At 66.6% G+C, this 12,639-nt stretch carries 11 protein-coding genes, 4 tRNA genes and 1 pseudogene; 8 read left to right on the top strand and 8 right to left on the bottom strand.

The genetic code is table 11. The features are described from left to right. Nucleotides 1-4: 4 nt before the first annotated feature. Nucleotides 5-1,255, bottom strand: coding sequence for a transglycosylase SLT domain-containing protein (locus ACFWZ4_RS15980; protein ID WP_439705652.1), 1,251 nt, complete (start codon nucleotides 1,253-1,255; stop codon nucleotides 5-7). Next, a complete protein-coding gene (gloB, locus tag ACFWZ4_RS15975) occupies nucleotides 1,252-2,016 on the bottom strand; it encodes a hydroxyacylglutathione hydrolase (RefSeq protein ID WP_439705651.1) in 765 nt (254 codons plus the stop codon). The genes ACFWZ4_RS15980 and gloB overlap by 4 nt, the downstream gene beginning before the upstream one ends. A 205-nt stretch (nucleotides 2,017-2,221) precedes the next feature. Between gloB and ACFWZ4_RS15970 the strand changes: the two genes are divergently transcribed. The 3 genes from ACFWZ4_RS15970 to dnaQ are packed head-to-tail and all read left to right on the top strand — an operon-like array spanning nucleotide 2,222 to nucleotide 4,094. Further along, a complete protein-coding gene (locus ACFWZ4_RS15970) occupies nucleotides 2,222-2,902 on the top strand; it encodes a methyltransferase domain-containing protein (protein WP_439705650.1) in 681 nt (226 codons plus the stop codon). A 17-nt stretch (nucleotides 2,903-2,919) separates the two neighbouring features. Next, nucleotides 2,920-3,363: a ribonuclease HI gene (gene rnhA / locus ACFWZ4_RS15965; protein WP_439705649.1), complete on the top strand. Its 444-nt coding sequence runs from the start codon at nucleotides 2,920-2,922 to the stop codon at nucleotides 3,361-3,363. Next, entirely contained in the window at nucleotides 3,360-4,094 is a 735-nt protein-coding gene (gene dnaQ / locus ACFWZ4_RS15960) for a DNA polymerase III subunit epsilon (protein WP_439705648.1), read from the top strand. Before rnhA ends, dnaQ begins: the two co-directional genes overlap by 4 nt. Nucleotides 4,095-4,271: 177 nt before the next feature. Here dnaQ and ACFWZ4_RS15955 read toward each other — a convergent pair whose 3' ends face one another. The 3 genes from ACFWZ4_RS15955 to ppsA form a co-directional block, all read right to left on the bottom strand. Continuing rightward, on the bottom strand, nucleotides 4,272-4,976 hold the full coding sequence (locus ACFWZ4_RS15955; protein ID WP_439705647.1) for a PP2C family protein-serine/threonine phosphatase: 705 nt from the start codon (nucleotides 4,974-4,976) through the stop codon (nucleotides 4,272-4,274). A 105-nt stretch (nucleotides 4,977-5,081) separates the two neighbouring features. Further along, nucleotides 5,082-5,171, bottom strand: a tRNA-Ser gene (locus ACFWZ4_RS15950). 75 nt (nucleotides 5,172-5,246) lie between these two features. Further along, the gene (gene ppsA, locus ACFWZ4_RS15945; RefSeq protein WP_439705646.1) at nucleotides 5,247-7,619 is read right to left on the bottom strand and encodes a phosphoenolpyruvate synthase; all 2,373 of its coding nucleotides are present in this window, start codon (nucleotides 7,617-7,619) and stop codon (nucleotides 5,247-5,249) included. A 222-nt stretch (nucleotides 7,620-7,841) separates the two neighbouring features. On the opposite strand from ppsA, the gene ppsR reads away from it, so the two are divergent. Together ppsR and ACFWZ4_RS15935 are read left to right on the top strand one after the other, a co-directional pair. After that, nucleotides 7,842-8,657 carry a posphoenolpyruvate synthetase regulatory kinase/phosphorylase PpsR gene (ppsR, locus tag ACFWZ4_RS15940; RefSeq protein ID WP_231320348.1) on the top strand — a complete coding sequence of 272 codons (816 nt, stop codon included), beginning with the start codon at nucleotides 7,842-7,844 and terminating at the stop codon, nucleotides 8,655-8,657. A 16-nt stretch (nucleotides 8,658-8,673) separates the two neighbouring features. Next, nucleotides 8,674-9,144, top strand: a complete 471-nt coding sequence (locus ACFWZ4_RS15935) for a DUF1249 domain-containing protein (RefSeq protein WP_439705645.1) — start codon at nucleotides 8,674-8,676, stop codon at nucleotides 9,142-9,144. A gap of 130 nt (nucleotides 9,145-9,274) precedes the next feature. Here ACFWZ4_RS15935 and ACFWZ4_RS15930 read toward each other — a convergent pair. The 3 genes from ACFWZ4_RS15930 to ACFWZ4_RS15920 all read right to left on the bottom strand — a co-directional run bounded on the left by ACFWZ4_RS15930 (nucleotide 9,275) and on the right by ACFWZ4_RS15920 (nucleotide 9,550). Next, nucleotides 9,275-9,351, bottom strand: a tRNA-Asp gene (locus ACFWZ4_RS15930). A 38-nt stretch (nucleotides 9,352-9,389) separates the two neighbouring features. Further along, a tRNA-Glu gene (locus ACFWZ4_RS15925) sits at nucleotides 9,390-9,465 on the bottom strand. A 9-nt stretch (nucleotides 9,466-9,474) separates the two neighbouring features. Further along, nucleotides 9,475-9,550 (bottom strand) — tRNA-Ala (locus ACFWZ4_RS15920). A gap of 149 nt (nucleotides 9,551-9,699) precedes the next feature. Between ACFWZ4_RS15920 and ACFWZ4_RS15915 the strand changes: the two genes are divergently transcribed. The 3 genes and pseudogenes from ACFWZ4_RS15915 to ACFWZ4_RS15905 all read left to right on the top strand — a co-directional run. Continuing rightward, on the top strand, nucleotides 9,700-11,454 hold the full coding sequence (locus ACFWZ4_RS15915) for a cation:proton antiporter (RefSeq protein ID WP_439705644.1): 1,755 nt from the start codon (nucleotides 9,700-9,702) through the stop codon (nucleotides 11,452-11,454). A gap of 141 nt (nucleotides 11,455-11,595) precedes the next feature. Then, the gene (locus ACFWZ4_RS15910; RefSeq protein ID WP_439666301.1) at nucleotides 11,596-12,354 is read left to right on the top strand and encodes an FKBP-type peptidyl-prolyl cis-trans isomerase N-terminal domain-containing protein; all 759 of its coding nucleotides are present in this window, start codon (nucleotides 11,596-11,598) and stop codon (nucleotides 12,352-12,354) included. Nucleotides 12,355-12,473: 119 nt separating this feature from the next. Continuing rightward, a pseudogene (locus tag ACFWZ4_RS15905) lies at nucleotides 12,474-12,639 on the top strand (UDP-glucose 6-dehydrogenase); the annotation flags it as partial.

Genomic DNA, 12,639 nt, shown 5'->3' with positions numbered 1-12,639 from the left:
GCCGTCAGTCGGACGCGCTGACGGTGAGTTTCTGCCCGATGCGGATGTCGCTTCCGCCCAGGTGGTTCCAGCGCTTCAACTGCGCGACCTGCACGTGGTAGCGACGAGCAAGGTCGAACAGCGTGTCGCCGCGGCGGACCACGTGCACGACCGGCGTGGCCGCGGCGTCGGCGGCAGGCGAGCCCGGGATATGCTCGGCCTTGCGGGTGGCCGGGGGATCGTCGTCGCCCAGGCCCGGCAGCACGGGATCCGGGCTCACGCTGGCGACCCGTTCGTTCGGATCGGCGACCGCCTGGGCCAGCAGCGCTGAGCGCAACTGGTCGGCGTGCCGGCGCGGTAGCAGCACCCGGCCACCGTGGCGGGTATCGATGATGCCGTTGCGGTAGCCGGCGTTGATGACGCTCAGGGCCTCCAGCGGCATGCCCGCCTGATGGGCCACTCTTTTCAGGGGCAGCCGCCGGTTCACTTCGAGCGCAACCAATTGCGCGTCTTCGTCCAGCGTCGGCAGGGTGACGTGGAAGCGCTCCGGTTCGCGCACGACGCAGGCGATCGCCATCAGCTTGACCAGGTGCGCGCGGGTGCCCGCGCGTACTGGCAACGCGGGCACCGCCGGCTCGGCCGGCGGTGCGCCTTCGCGATTGACCAGGCGGTCGATGCCGTAGCGACCGGCGTTGTAGGCGTAGTCAGCCAGACGCCAGTCCTGGAAGTAGTCGTGATAATGGCTCAGCAGCGCCATCACCTTGTCGGTTGACTCGGTCAGATCGAGGCGGCCGTCGTAGCTGGAGCCGACGCTCAGGCCCATGTGGCGCGCCGTGGCCGGCATGATCTGCCACATGCCCGCGGGGCGGTTCCGGTTCGGCGCGACCGGGTTGAAGTGACTCTCCACCCACGGCAGCAGCGCGAACTCGCCCGGTACGCCGTGGCGCATGGCGCTTTCCTCGACGTAGACCAGCCGCGGCAGGATGCGCTGCATCTGTGCCTCGAAGCGCTTGGGCGAGCGCGTGTAGCGACGGGCCCAGGTGTCGATCGCCGGATCGGCCGAGCAATCGGTCATCGCGAAGCTGCCGCGCAGGCGCTCCCATACGTTGGTGGTGGTCACCGGCGCCTGGGGCGTCGCCGGCGCGGCGGCCACATCGGGTACCTGGGCCTGCGGCGCCTCCACGCGTGGTGTCGTGGACTGGGGAACTGGCGCGATGGCGCAGGCGGTGAGCAGCAGCGACACGACGAGCGGCAAGGGGCGAAGTACGGGTTTCATCCTTGGAAGACATCCTTGGCGGCGCGCAGCGCGGCGAAGCGTTCGACCCGGCTGCCGGCGGCGTGCTGCCGGCTTGCCCATTCGGTCAGCGGTTCGCTGTCGATGCGCAGGAAGGGATTGCAGGCCAGTTCGCTGGCCAAGGGCACGGGAAGGGTGGGGCGGCCCAACGCGCGTGCCTCGGCGACCTGGTCGCAGCGCGCCGCCAGCAAGGAATTGGTCGGATCGACTTCCCGTGCGAAGCGGCCGTTGGCCTGGGTGTACTCGTGCCCGCAGCAGACCTCGAGGTCCCCCGGCAGTGCGGCCAATCGTTCGAGTGAGGCGAGCATCTGCGCCGGCGTGCCTTCGAACAGGCGTCCGCAGCCGAGGCTGAAAAGGGTGTCGCCGCAGAACAGCAGGCCTTCGCCTGCGTACGCGATATGGCTGCGGGTGTGGCCGGGAACTTCGATCACTTCGAAGCGCGCCTGTGGCCGGTCCAGGGTGACGAGATCGCCATCGCCCACCCGTTGGTCGACGCTGCCGATGCGCTCGTCGCGCGGCGCGTAGACGGTGGCGCCGTGGCGCTCACGCAACGCCTTTGCGCCTGCGACATGGTCGCCGTGGTGATGGGTCAGCAGGATCGCCCGCAACTGCAGCGCTCGCCCGGCAAGGGCTGCCTCGACGGGCGCGGCATCGCCGGGATCGACCACGATCGCCTGGCCGGCGTCGTCGTGCAGCAGCCAGATGTAATTGTCGGCGAGCGCCGGTAACGGTACGACGTGCAAGAACGGTCTCCGCAGTCTTCGTATCGACTGGCGCAGGCATCCGGCTTGCGCGAACCGTTCGACTATAAGTGCCGTATCCGGGTGGCTCGTTAGTGAGCCGTTAAATGTGTGATTTGTGTTCAGTCAGGCGGCCGGTTCCGCGACCTGTGACGCGCTTGCGACCGCCAGCGGCTACACTTCACTTTTGCGGCGAAACGGGCGCGACATGGCCGAGCGCGATCAAGACATCTACGCCAGCAAGCCGATGCGCGGCCTGCTCGCCGCAGAAGCGCAGGCGCTCGCCCCGGAGTTGCAGCGCTGCGCCGGCGCGTATGCGTTGCAGGTGTCGGCTGTCGCGCGGGCCGTGCCCCCGGCGTTGCCGATGCTCGACCGCTGGGTGCACCTGCATCTGGATGGCAGCCACGGCGCGGGCGACCTGCACACGCGCCTGGATGAGTCGCTGCCGTTCCTGGACGACGCCTTCGGCCTGGCATTGCTGAGCCATGCGCTGGAAGTGGCGCCCGATCCGCAATTCCTGCTGCGAGAGTCCGCCCGCGTCCTCATGCCCGGCGGGATGCTTGCGCTCACCGGCATGCATCCGGCCAGCGGCTGGTTGCCCTGGCTGCTGTGGCGCGGCCGGCGCGGCGTGAACCTGGAATCCCCGCTGCGCATCGGCCATTGGTTGCGGAGCGCCGAACTCAATGTCGAGCGCGTGCAACGGGTCGGCCCCATGTGGCCGAGCTCGGCCGCGGTGCCGCACCATGGCGGCCCGCTCGGCGGCGGTTACCTGCTGATCGCGCGCAAGCGCCGCCAGGCCGCCGCGCCAGTCCGCCTGCGTCCGCGTGCGATCGCCGCGGCGCCGGTCGCCGGCCTGGCGCCCGGCGCGCGCCGCAGCGCTGCCGCCTGATTTCTTCGCGAGGAACGATGATCGAAGTCGAAGCGTTTACCGACGGCGCGTGCCTGGGCAATCCCGGGCCCGGCGGCTGGGCTGCATTGCTGCGCGCCAAGGGCGTCGAGCGCGTGTTCTCCGGCGGCGAGCCGGACACCACCAACAACCGCATGGAACTGATGGCCGCCATCGGTGCGCTGGAGGCACTGACGCGCCCATGCAAGGTCGTGCTTACCACCGACTCGCGCTATGTCATGCAAGGCATTGAGCAGTGGTTGCCGAGGTGGGTCGCCAACGGCTGGCGCACGTCCGACAAGAAGCCGGTCAAGAACCAGGATCTGTGGGAGCGGTTGGCAGCGGCCAAGGCGCCACATCAGGTACGCTGGGCGTGGGTGCGCGGCCACACGGGCCACGTGGAAAACGAGCGCGTCGATACCGCCGCGCGCGAGCAGGCCGAGCGTTACAGGGGCAGGGCATGAGGCAGATCGTTCTGGACACCGAGACCACGGGTCTGGAAGTCCGCCAGGGCCACCGGTTGATCGAAATCGCCTGCGTGGAACTCATCGAGCGACGTCCCAGCGGGCGGCACTGGCAGACCTATCTCAACCCCGAGCGCGCAATCGACGAGGGCGCGCGGCAGGTCACCGGCATCGAGGATGAATTCCTTCTCGACAAGCCGTTCTTTGCCGATGTGGTGGAGGACTTCCTGGCTTTCATCGGCGATGCCGAGCTGATCATCCACAACGCGAGCTTCGACGTCGGGTTCCTGGACGCGGAGCTGGCGCGCGTGGGCGTGCACATGGGTCGCATCGCCGACCGCTGCCGCGTGATCGACACGCTGGCGATGGCGCGCGAGCGCTACCCCGGCCAGCGCAACAGCCTGGATGCCCTGTGCAAGCGTCTGGGCGTGGACAACTCCGCGCGCGACCTGCACGGCGGCCTGATCGACGCCCAACTGCTGGCCGACGTCTATCTGTACATGACCTCCGGCCAGGTCGCGTTGGACCTGGCCTTCGAAGGCGCCCACGAGGAAGCCGGCGCGGCCGTGCTGGCCCCGGTCACGCTGCTGCGCCGCCCGCGCGTGCTGCGGGCGGATGCCAATGAAATCGCTGCGCATGAAAGCCGACTGGATGCGCTGGACAAGGCCGTCCAGGGCGGTAGCGTCTGGCGTCGGCAGGAACAGCCCGAAGCGGCGTTGGCCGAAGCCTAGGCATAGCGGGCTTCGCAACGGGCTCCCCGGTTCGCGGGGACGGTTGACGAAGCGACGAGCGACGCTGGTGGGGTCCTTTTTCGCAGGAACACCCTTGGCATGACCGCAGGGTTCCGATGCGGCATGGCGGTCGCGCCCATGGGCGCGTGGAATGCACAACTTACGGATCGTTGGGCGCTAACTCACGCGCGCCAGGATCACCGTGATGTTGTCGTCCGCGCTGCCGTCGAGTGCGGCCAGCAGCAGGTGATCGACGCATTCCTGCGCGGCGAGGTCCGTACGCCCGACGATCCGCGCGATCGCGGCGTCGGACAGGCCCTCGGTCAAGCCGTCGCTGCACAACACGAAACGGCTGCCCGGTTCGACCCGCCCGCGTGCCATGCCGATGTGCAACTGCTCGATCGAGGTCACGCCCAGCGCCTGGGTCAGCACGTTGCGCTGCGGATGGCGATCGGCCAGCGCCGGGTCGAGCTGGCCGGCGGCGACCAGTTCCTGTACCAGCGAATGGTCGTGGCTGACCTGGCGCAGCGCGCCGCCCTGCCAAAGATAGATGCGGCTGTCGCCTACCCAGGCCACCTCGTAGCGGTCGCCGGCCAGCTTCAGCGCAGCCACCGTGGTGCCCATCGGCAAGCGGTCCGCCGCGGCGCTGGAGTGCCGGAACAGCCGCTCGCCCGCGCTGCGCACCGCCTCCACCAACCCGCGCCCTCGCGCGATCTGCTCGACGATCGCATCGCGTACCAGCGCCGAGGCCACCTCCCCATGCTGGTGCCCGCCCATGCCATCGGCGACGAGAAACAGGCCCAGCGCCGGATCGGCGTAATAGGTGTCCTCGTTGCGCGCGCGGCGCAGGCCGACGTGGGTACCGTGTCCGAACTCGATCATGGGGTGCCTGAAGGTGCGAGCGCCACGCAGCATGCCATGGCGTTGGGCTTCGCAAAAGAAAAGGCGGGAAAACAAAACGCCCCACGAGGGGGCGTTTGTCTTTACTGGCGGAGAGGGTGGGATTCGAACCCACGGTACGCTTACACGTACGCCTGATTTCGAGTCAGGTACATTCGACCACTCTGCCACCTCTCCGAAAAGGTCCGCGGGTCGACGCGAGCCGCGAAGTGTACGCGGCAGCCCGGGCAGTGACAAGCACCGGGTCGTGGCTCAGCCCGCTTTCTTCTTGGCCAGGCGCAGCCAGGTATCGACCACGGTGTCGGGGTTGAGCGAGACCGATTCGATGCCCTGGTCCATCAGCCATTCGGCCAGGTCCGGGTGGTCGCTCGGGCCCTGGCCGCAGATGCCGACGTACTTGCCCTTGTCGCGGGCGGTCTTGATCGCCATGGCGAGCAGTTTCTTGACCGCCGGGTCGCGCTCGTCGAACAGGCTGGCGACGATGCCCGAATCGCGGTCCAGGCCGAGCGTCAGCTGGGTGAGGTCGTTGGAGCCGATCGAGAAGCCGTCGAAGATATCCAGGAACTCGTCGGCGAGCAGGGCGTTGGATGGCACCTCGCACATCATGATGACCTTGAGGTCGCCCTCGCCCTTCTTGAGGCCGTTCTTCTCCAGCACCTCGATCACCTTGCGGCCTTCGCCCAACGTGCGTACGAACGGGATCATCACCCATACGTTGGACAGGCCCATCGACTCGCGGACCTTCTTGACCGCCTTGCATTCCAGCGCGAAGGATTCGGCGAAGCCCGCATCGACGTAGCGGCTGGCGCCGCGGTAGCCGATCATCGGGTTTTCCTCGTGCGGCTCGTAGCGCGAGCCGCCGATCAGGCCGGCGTATTCGTTGGATTTGAAATCGGACAGGCGCACGATCACCGGCTTCGGGTACACCGAGGCGGCGATCGTGGCGATGCCTTCGGCCAGGCGGTCGACATAGAAGCTCACCGGATCGGCATAGCCGGCCATGCGCTCGTCGATCTTCGCCTTGGTCTCGGCGTCCTGGCGGTTGTATTCGAGCAATGCCTTCGGGTGCACGCCGATGTGGCTGGCGATGATCATCTCCAGGCGCGCCAGGCCGATGCCGGCGTTGGGCAGCATGCCGAAGTCGAACGCGCGCTCGGGGTTGGCGACGTTCATCATGATCTTCAGCGGCGCCTCGGGCATGGCGCCGAGGTCGGCGGTGATGCGGTCGAAGGCGAGCTTGCCTTCGTAGATCATGCCGGTGTCGCCCTCGGCGCAGGACACGGTGACTTCCGCGCCATCGGGGATCAGCTGCAGCGCATTTCCGGTACCGACCACTGCCGGCACGCCCAGCTCTCGCGCGATGATCGCGGCGTGGCAGGTGCGGCCGCCGCGATTGGTCACGATGGCGGCGGCGCGCTTCATGATCGGCTCCCAGTCGGGGTCGGTCATGTCGGCGACCAGCACGTCGCCGTTCTGGAACTCGTGCATCTGGCTGATCGACTTGACCACGCGCGCCTTGCCCGAGCCTATCTTCTGGCCGATGGCGCGACCCTCGGCCAGCACCTTGCCCTTCTCGTTGAGCTGGAAGCGTTCCAGCTGCGTGGCGTGCGCGCGCGACTTCACCGTCTCCGGGCGCGCCTGCACGATGTAGAGCTTGCCGGTGTTGCCATCCTTTGCCCACTCGATGTCCATCGGGCGGCCGTAGTGCTGTTCGATCACCAGGGCCTGCTTGGCCAGCTCCTGCACGTCCTCGTCGGAGATGCAGAACTTGTTGCGCAGAGCGGCGGGCGTTTCCTCGATGCGCACGCGCTCACCGGGCTTGTCCGAATAGACCATGCGCTGCTGCTTGGCACCGAGACTGCGGCGGAGCAGGGCGGGCTTGCCGGCCTTGAGCGTGGGCTTGAAGACGTAGAACTCATCCGGATTGACCGCGCCCTGCACGACCATTTCGCCCAGGCCGTAGGAGCCGGTGACGAACACCACGTCGCGGAAGCCCGACTCGGTATCCAGCGTGAACAGCACGCCCGAGGCGCCGATGTCCGAGCGCACCATCAACTGCACGCCGGCGGAAAGGAACACGTCCTCGTGCTTGAAACCCTGGTGCACGCGGTAGGCGATCGCGCGGTCGTTGTAGAGCGAGGCGAAGACTTCCTTGACCTTGTGCAGCACGTCGTCGATGCCGACCACGTTCAAGAAGGTTTCCTGCTGGCCGGCGAAGGATGCGTCGGGCAGGTCTTCGGCGGTGGCCGAAGAGCGCACGGCCACGGCGATGTTGTCCGCGCCTGCGTCCTTGCACAGCTTGATGTAGGCATCGCGGATCGCCTGGTCCAGTTCCTGCGGCAGCGGCGTCTCGGTGACCCAGCTGCGGATCTCCTTGCCGGCGGTGGTCAGCGCCTCGACGTCTTCGACGTCCAGGCCATCCAGCCGCGCCCGGATGCGCTTGGCCACGCCGCTCTTGTCCAGGTACTGCTGGAACGCGTCGGCCGTGGTGGCGAAGCCGCCGGGCACCGAGACGCCGAGCTTGGCGAGGTTGCCGATCATCTCGCCGAGCGAGGCATTCTTGCCGCCGACCTTGCCCAGGTCGGTCATGCGCAGGTTGTCCAGCCAAAGCACCAGGTCGTTCAAGGGAATCTCCTTAGTAAAGCTTGGGTAATACGCTGCGCCGCGCCGAAACCGGGCCGCAAAGGACTGGTATTGTCCGCTTTCGATGGTGCACGGCACAAGAAGACCATTTGTTCACGATGCCGCGCCAACTGCATACCAGTCAGCGCGGAGTCAAGCAGGGACAGGCTTTGGCGCTTGCGCTAAGGTGCCGGACCAGGCCCCGCGGACAAATGGAAGACAGGCATGCAACGTACGGTTTTCTTCATCTCCGACTCCACTGGTATTACGGCGGAGACGATCGGCAACTCCATCCTTGCGCAGTTCGAGGGCATCCAGTTCGACAAGCATCGCCTGCCGTTCGTGGACGACGCGCATAAGGCCGAGGCCGCTGCGCTCCGCATCAAGACCCGTTACGCGCAAACCGGCGAGCGGCCGATTGTCGTCAACACGATGGCGGATCGGGGCCTGTGCGAGGTCGTGGCAGCGAGCGGTGCGCTGATGCTGGACGTGTTCGCGCCGTTCATCGGGCCGCTGGAGGAAGAACTGGGCGCCAAGCGCTCGGGCATGGTCAACCGCTCGCACGGCCTGGTCGACTTCGACAAGTACGAGGCGCGCATCAACGCCACCAACTACGCGCTGGCGCACGACGATGGCGTGGACGTGGACTACGAGCAGGCCGACCTGATCCTCATCGGCGTGTCGCGATCGGGCAAGACGCCCACCTGCCTCTACATGGCCTTGCATTACGGCGTCAAAGCCGCCAACTACCCCCTGACCGACGACGACCTGGACAAGCTGGAACTCCCCAAACGGCTCAAGCCGTACAAGGATCGCCTGTTCGGCCTCACCATCGACCCGCAGCGGCTGGCGCAGATCCGTGAACAACGCCGGCCCGACAGTCGCTATGCCACAGTGCAGCAGTGTCGCTGGGAACTGGAACAGGCTGACCGGCTCATGCGCCAGGCGGGGATATCCTCGCTCAACACCACCCACGTCTCGATCGAAGAGATCGCCAGCAAGATCTTCGAGCGCTTCGGTATCGAGCGAACCATGTTTTGAGGTATATGCAGGCTCAATGAGTGCCGTACTGGACAACCGCTCCGCCTTGCTCCCGGGACGCTTCGAATTCCTGATGGGGTTGTATGCGGAGAACTATCACCGCCTGGCGCACCTGTTCGCGCCGCAGACGCTTGCGCCGGGACGCTATCGTTCCAGCGTGGACGATGGCCTGGACGTGCACATGCATGTGCAGGAGCGGCATCCCTACACGCTGGAGCTGGAGCTGACGTACGGATTCGTCGACGCGAACACGGGACATCCGACGCCGTCGGCGCAGCTTCGGATGTACACCGATGCGCACGTGGCCGAGGCGTTGCATTGCCATCCAGGCCGCCACCTGTGGCAGGTGCTGGGGCCGTTCCCGGAAGCGCACACGGTGCTGCAGCATCGGCTGCGCATGAACGGGTTTCTGTCGCGCTGGTTGGAGTACCTGGCCGAGCAGGGGCATTCGGCAGGGACACTCGAGCGAATCGAAACGGACGGTTGACCGGAGTCCATTCAAGGGCGAAGCCCTTGCGAGGAGTGCGGCATGGATGGCCGCTTTTGCTGTAGCGCTCAGGGACGAACGCACAAAAAATGCCCAACAAAAAACCCGCACAAGGCGGGTTTCTCATTAGTGGCGGAGCGGACGGGACTCGAACCCGCGACCTCCGGCGTGACAGGCCAGCATTCTAACCGACTGAACTACCGCTCCGCGTTGTCTTCCAGCTTCACAAAATGCGAGGCCAACCTTGGCGTCCCCACGGGGATTCGAACCCCGGTCGCCACCGTGAAAGGGTGATGTCCTAGGCCTCTAGACGATGGGGACGTATTAGGTTGGTGGAGCCAGGCGGGATCGAACCGCCGACCTCCTGCATGCCATGCAGGCGCTCTCCCAGCTGAGCTATGGCCCCGCCGCTGGAAGCCCGGAAGAATAGGCAGGGTTCGCGAATCCGTCAAGCTTTTTTTGGAGAATTTTGCGCTTGTCGTCACGCGTGTTTGTTCCGCATCGACACACTCGCGTTGTGACGTAAGCTGGACGGCCACACTCGCCGGAGCACGCATGCACGAGATCGGTTTCATCCGCGACCTCGCCATGGTGATGATCGTCGCGGGCGCCACTACGGTGCTCTTCCAGCGCCTTCGCCAGCCCGTGCTGCTCGGCTACATCCTCGCCGGCATATTGATCGGCCCGCACACGCCGGGCGTGTTGGTGGGCGACCCGCGCGCCATCGACGACATTTCCAATCTTGGTGTCGTGCTGCTGATGTTCACGCTGGGCCTGGAGTTCAGCGTGCGCAAGCTGCGCGAGGTCGGCATGGGCGTGCTGATGGTCGCAGTGATCGAGGTGGGCCTGATGCTGTGGATCGGCACGGGCCTGGGCGAGGCGCTCGGGTGGAACCGGATGGATGCGCTGTTCCTCGGCGCGCTGATCTCGCTTTCCTCGACCATGGTCGCCACGCGCACGCTGGCCGAAGGTGGCCTGCGGCACCTGCCATTCGCGCAACGGGTGGTCGGCATCCTGGTGGCCGAGGACGTGCTGGCGATCGTGATCCTCACGGTGCTCAGTGCAGTGGCCATCGGCGGCGCCATGGAGGCGGGCACCGCGTTGACGGTCGTGGGGCAGGTGGGACTGTTCGTGGTGGCCGGCATGATCCTTGGCCTGTTGCTGTTGCCCCGGCTCATCGATTACGTAGCCGGTTTCGGCCGCGACGAAACATTGCTGGTGTGTGCGTTGGGCGTGTGCTTCGGCGCGAGCCTGTTCGCGGCATCGCTGGGCTTCAGCGTGGCGTTGGGCGCGTTCCTCGCCGGCGCCGTTATCGCCGAGGCGCGCAATGCGCATCGCGTGATGCGGCTGGTGGAGCCCCTGCGCGACATGTTCGCGGCGCTGTTCTTCGTGGCGATCGGCCTGAAGATCGATCCGGTGTTGTTATGGCAGTACGCGCTGCCCGCCCTGGGCGTCGCCGTGGTGGTGATCGTCGGCAAGACGCTGACGGTCGGCATGGGAATGGTCGCGGTCGGGCAGGAGGTGCGTTCCTCCATCCGCACGGGCCTTAGCATGGCGCAGATCGGCGAGTTCTCGTTCGTGATCGCCACGCTGGGTGCCTCGCTTGGCGTGGTCAGCGATTTCGTCTATCCGACCGCTGTCGCGGTATCCGTGGTGTGCATGGCCGCGTCGCCCTACCTGGTCGGACATGCCGACGGCATCGTCGATGGCATGCGGCGCGTCACGCCGGGCCCGCTGCGACTGCTGCTGACCAGCTATGCGGGCTGGCTGGGAAGCCTGCGGCCCGTGGAGCAGAACGCGATGATCGCCGCCATGCTGCGCCGGCTGCTCTGGCACATCGGCGTCAATGTGGTGCTCGTGATCACGCTGTTCGTCATTGGTGCGTACGTCAATGCGCACAACTGGGCGTGGTTCTCCACGCTGGGCGCCGGGCGCGAGACGCGGCATTCGCTGATCTTCGCCGCGGCGCTGTTCCTGTCGTTGCCCATGCTGATCGCCATCTACCGCAAGGCCGAGGCGCTGGGCATGCTGCTGGCGGAGCTGGGCATCCGCGAGCAATTTGCCGGCGGCTACACGCACGCCATCCGCAGCCTGCTGGCACGGCTGATTCCGTTGGGCACGCTGCTGGCACTCGGATTGCTGGTCAGCGTGCTCGGCTCGGCGATCCTGCCACCGCGCGGCGTGGCAATTTTGCTGCTGGTGGCGGGCGTGTTGCTGTCGGCGGTGCTGTGGCGTGCGCTGGTGAAGATGCACGCCAGACTGCAGGCGGCCTTGCGCGACACGCTGGACCGGCCGTCGCCGGACGACTGAAGGGAACCTTTCCAAACCATGACGGTCGACAGCCGGTGTCGTTGCCAAGACCGCTCGACGCGCCTCACAATGCTCCGCCTGCCTCCATCGGGGAGGCCCGGCCGCGTTGCCGGCAAATCCATACACGAGGGAGTTTCTTCGATGAAGCATTTTCTGCGTCCCACGCTGACGGCGGCCACCCTGGCCGTTGCGCTGGGCATGACCGCGGGGGTCCACGCCCAGTCCGCCAAGTCGGGCGCCGCTGGCACGGTCGACAAGACCAAGGCCAGCTATGTCGTCGGTTGGGACCTGGCCAGCCAGTTGCCGCCGCTGGTCCGTGAGGAGGTCGATCCGGCGACGGTCGCTCGCGCCGTGCAGTCGGCGCTGTCGGGCCAGAAGCCGACGATGAGCGAGGCCGAAGCCAAGACCGTGCGCGACGCCTTCGTCGCGAAGCTGCAGGCCAAGGCCAAGGCCCAGTACGAGAAGGTCGCCTCGGAGAACAAGTCCAAGGGCGAAGCCTTCCTTGCCAAGAACAAGAGCCAGCCGGGCGTGAAGACGACCGCCTCGGGCCTGCAGTACAAGGTCGTCAGCGAAGGCACCGGCGCCCGCCCGGGTCCGAACGACACCGTGCAGGTGAACTACGTCGGTACCTTCGTCAGCGGCGAGAAGTTCGATGCCTCGGCCGATCACGAGAAGGGGCCGGCTTCGATCCCGCTGCAGGGCGTGATCCCGGGCTTCCGCGAAGGCCTGGAGCTGATGAAGACCGGCGCGCACTACATGCTCTACATCCCGTCGAACCTGGCCTACGGCGCTCAGCCGCAGAACGGCTTTCCGCCGAACGCCACGATCATCTTCGACGTGACCCTGGTGAAGACTGGCCCGACCCCGGCCGGCGGCGGCCAGGACGCGGCGGGCAAATAAGCCCTCCGGCATCGGCAAATCGAAGGGCGCGGAGCGATCCGCGCCCTTTCTTTTTGCGGTCGTCACGGGTGGCGCCTGTTAGAATCCGCGATCGTTTTGTTGGAGCGATCACCCGGATGATGAATGTCACCCTGTTCGGCACGGGCTACGTCGGCCTTGTCACCGGGACCTGCCTGGCGGAAATGGGCAACCACGTCCTGTGCGTGGACGTGGACGCGGCCAAGGTCGCGCGGCTCAAGGGCGGCGAAGTGCCGATCTACGAGCCGGGCCTCGCGCCGATGGTCA

It is taken from the genome of Frateuria sp. GZRe12 (assembly GCF_051900535.1).
In the GTDB taxonomy this organism is placed as follows: domain Bacteria; phylum Pseudomonadota; class Gammaproteobacteria; order Xanthomonadales; family Rhodanobacteraceae; genus Frateuria_A.
This window is presented reverse-complemented; position numbering and strand designations above follow the sequence as displayed.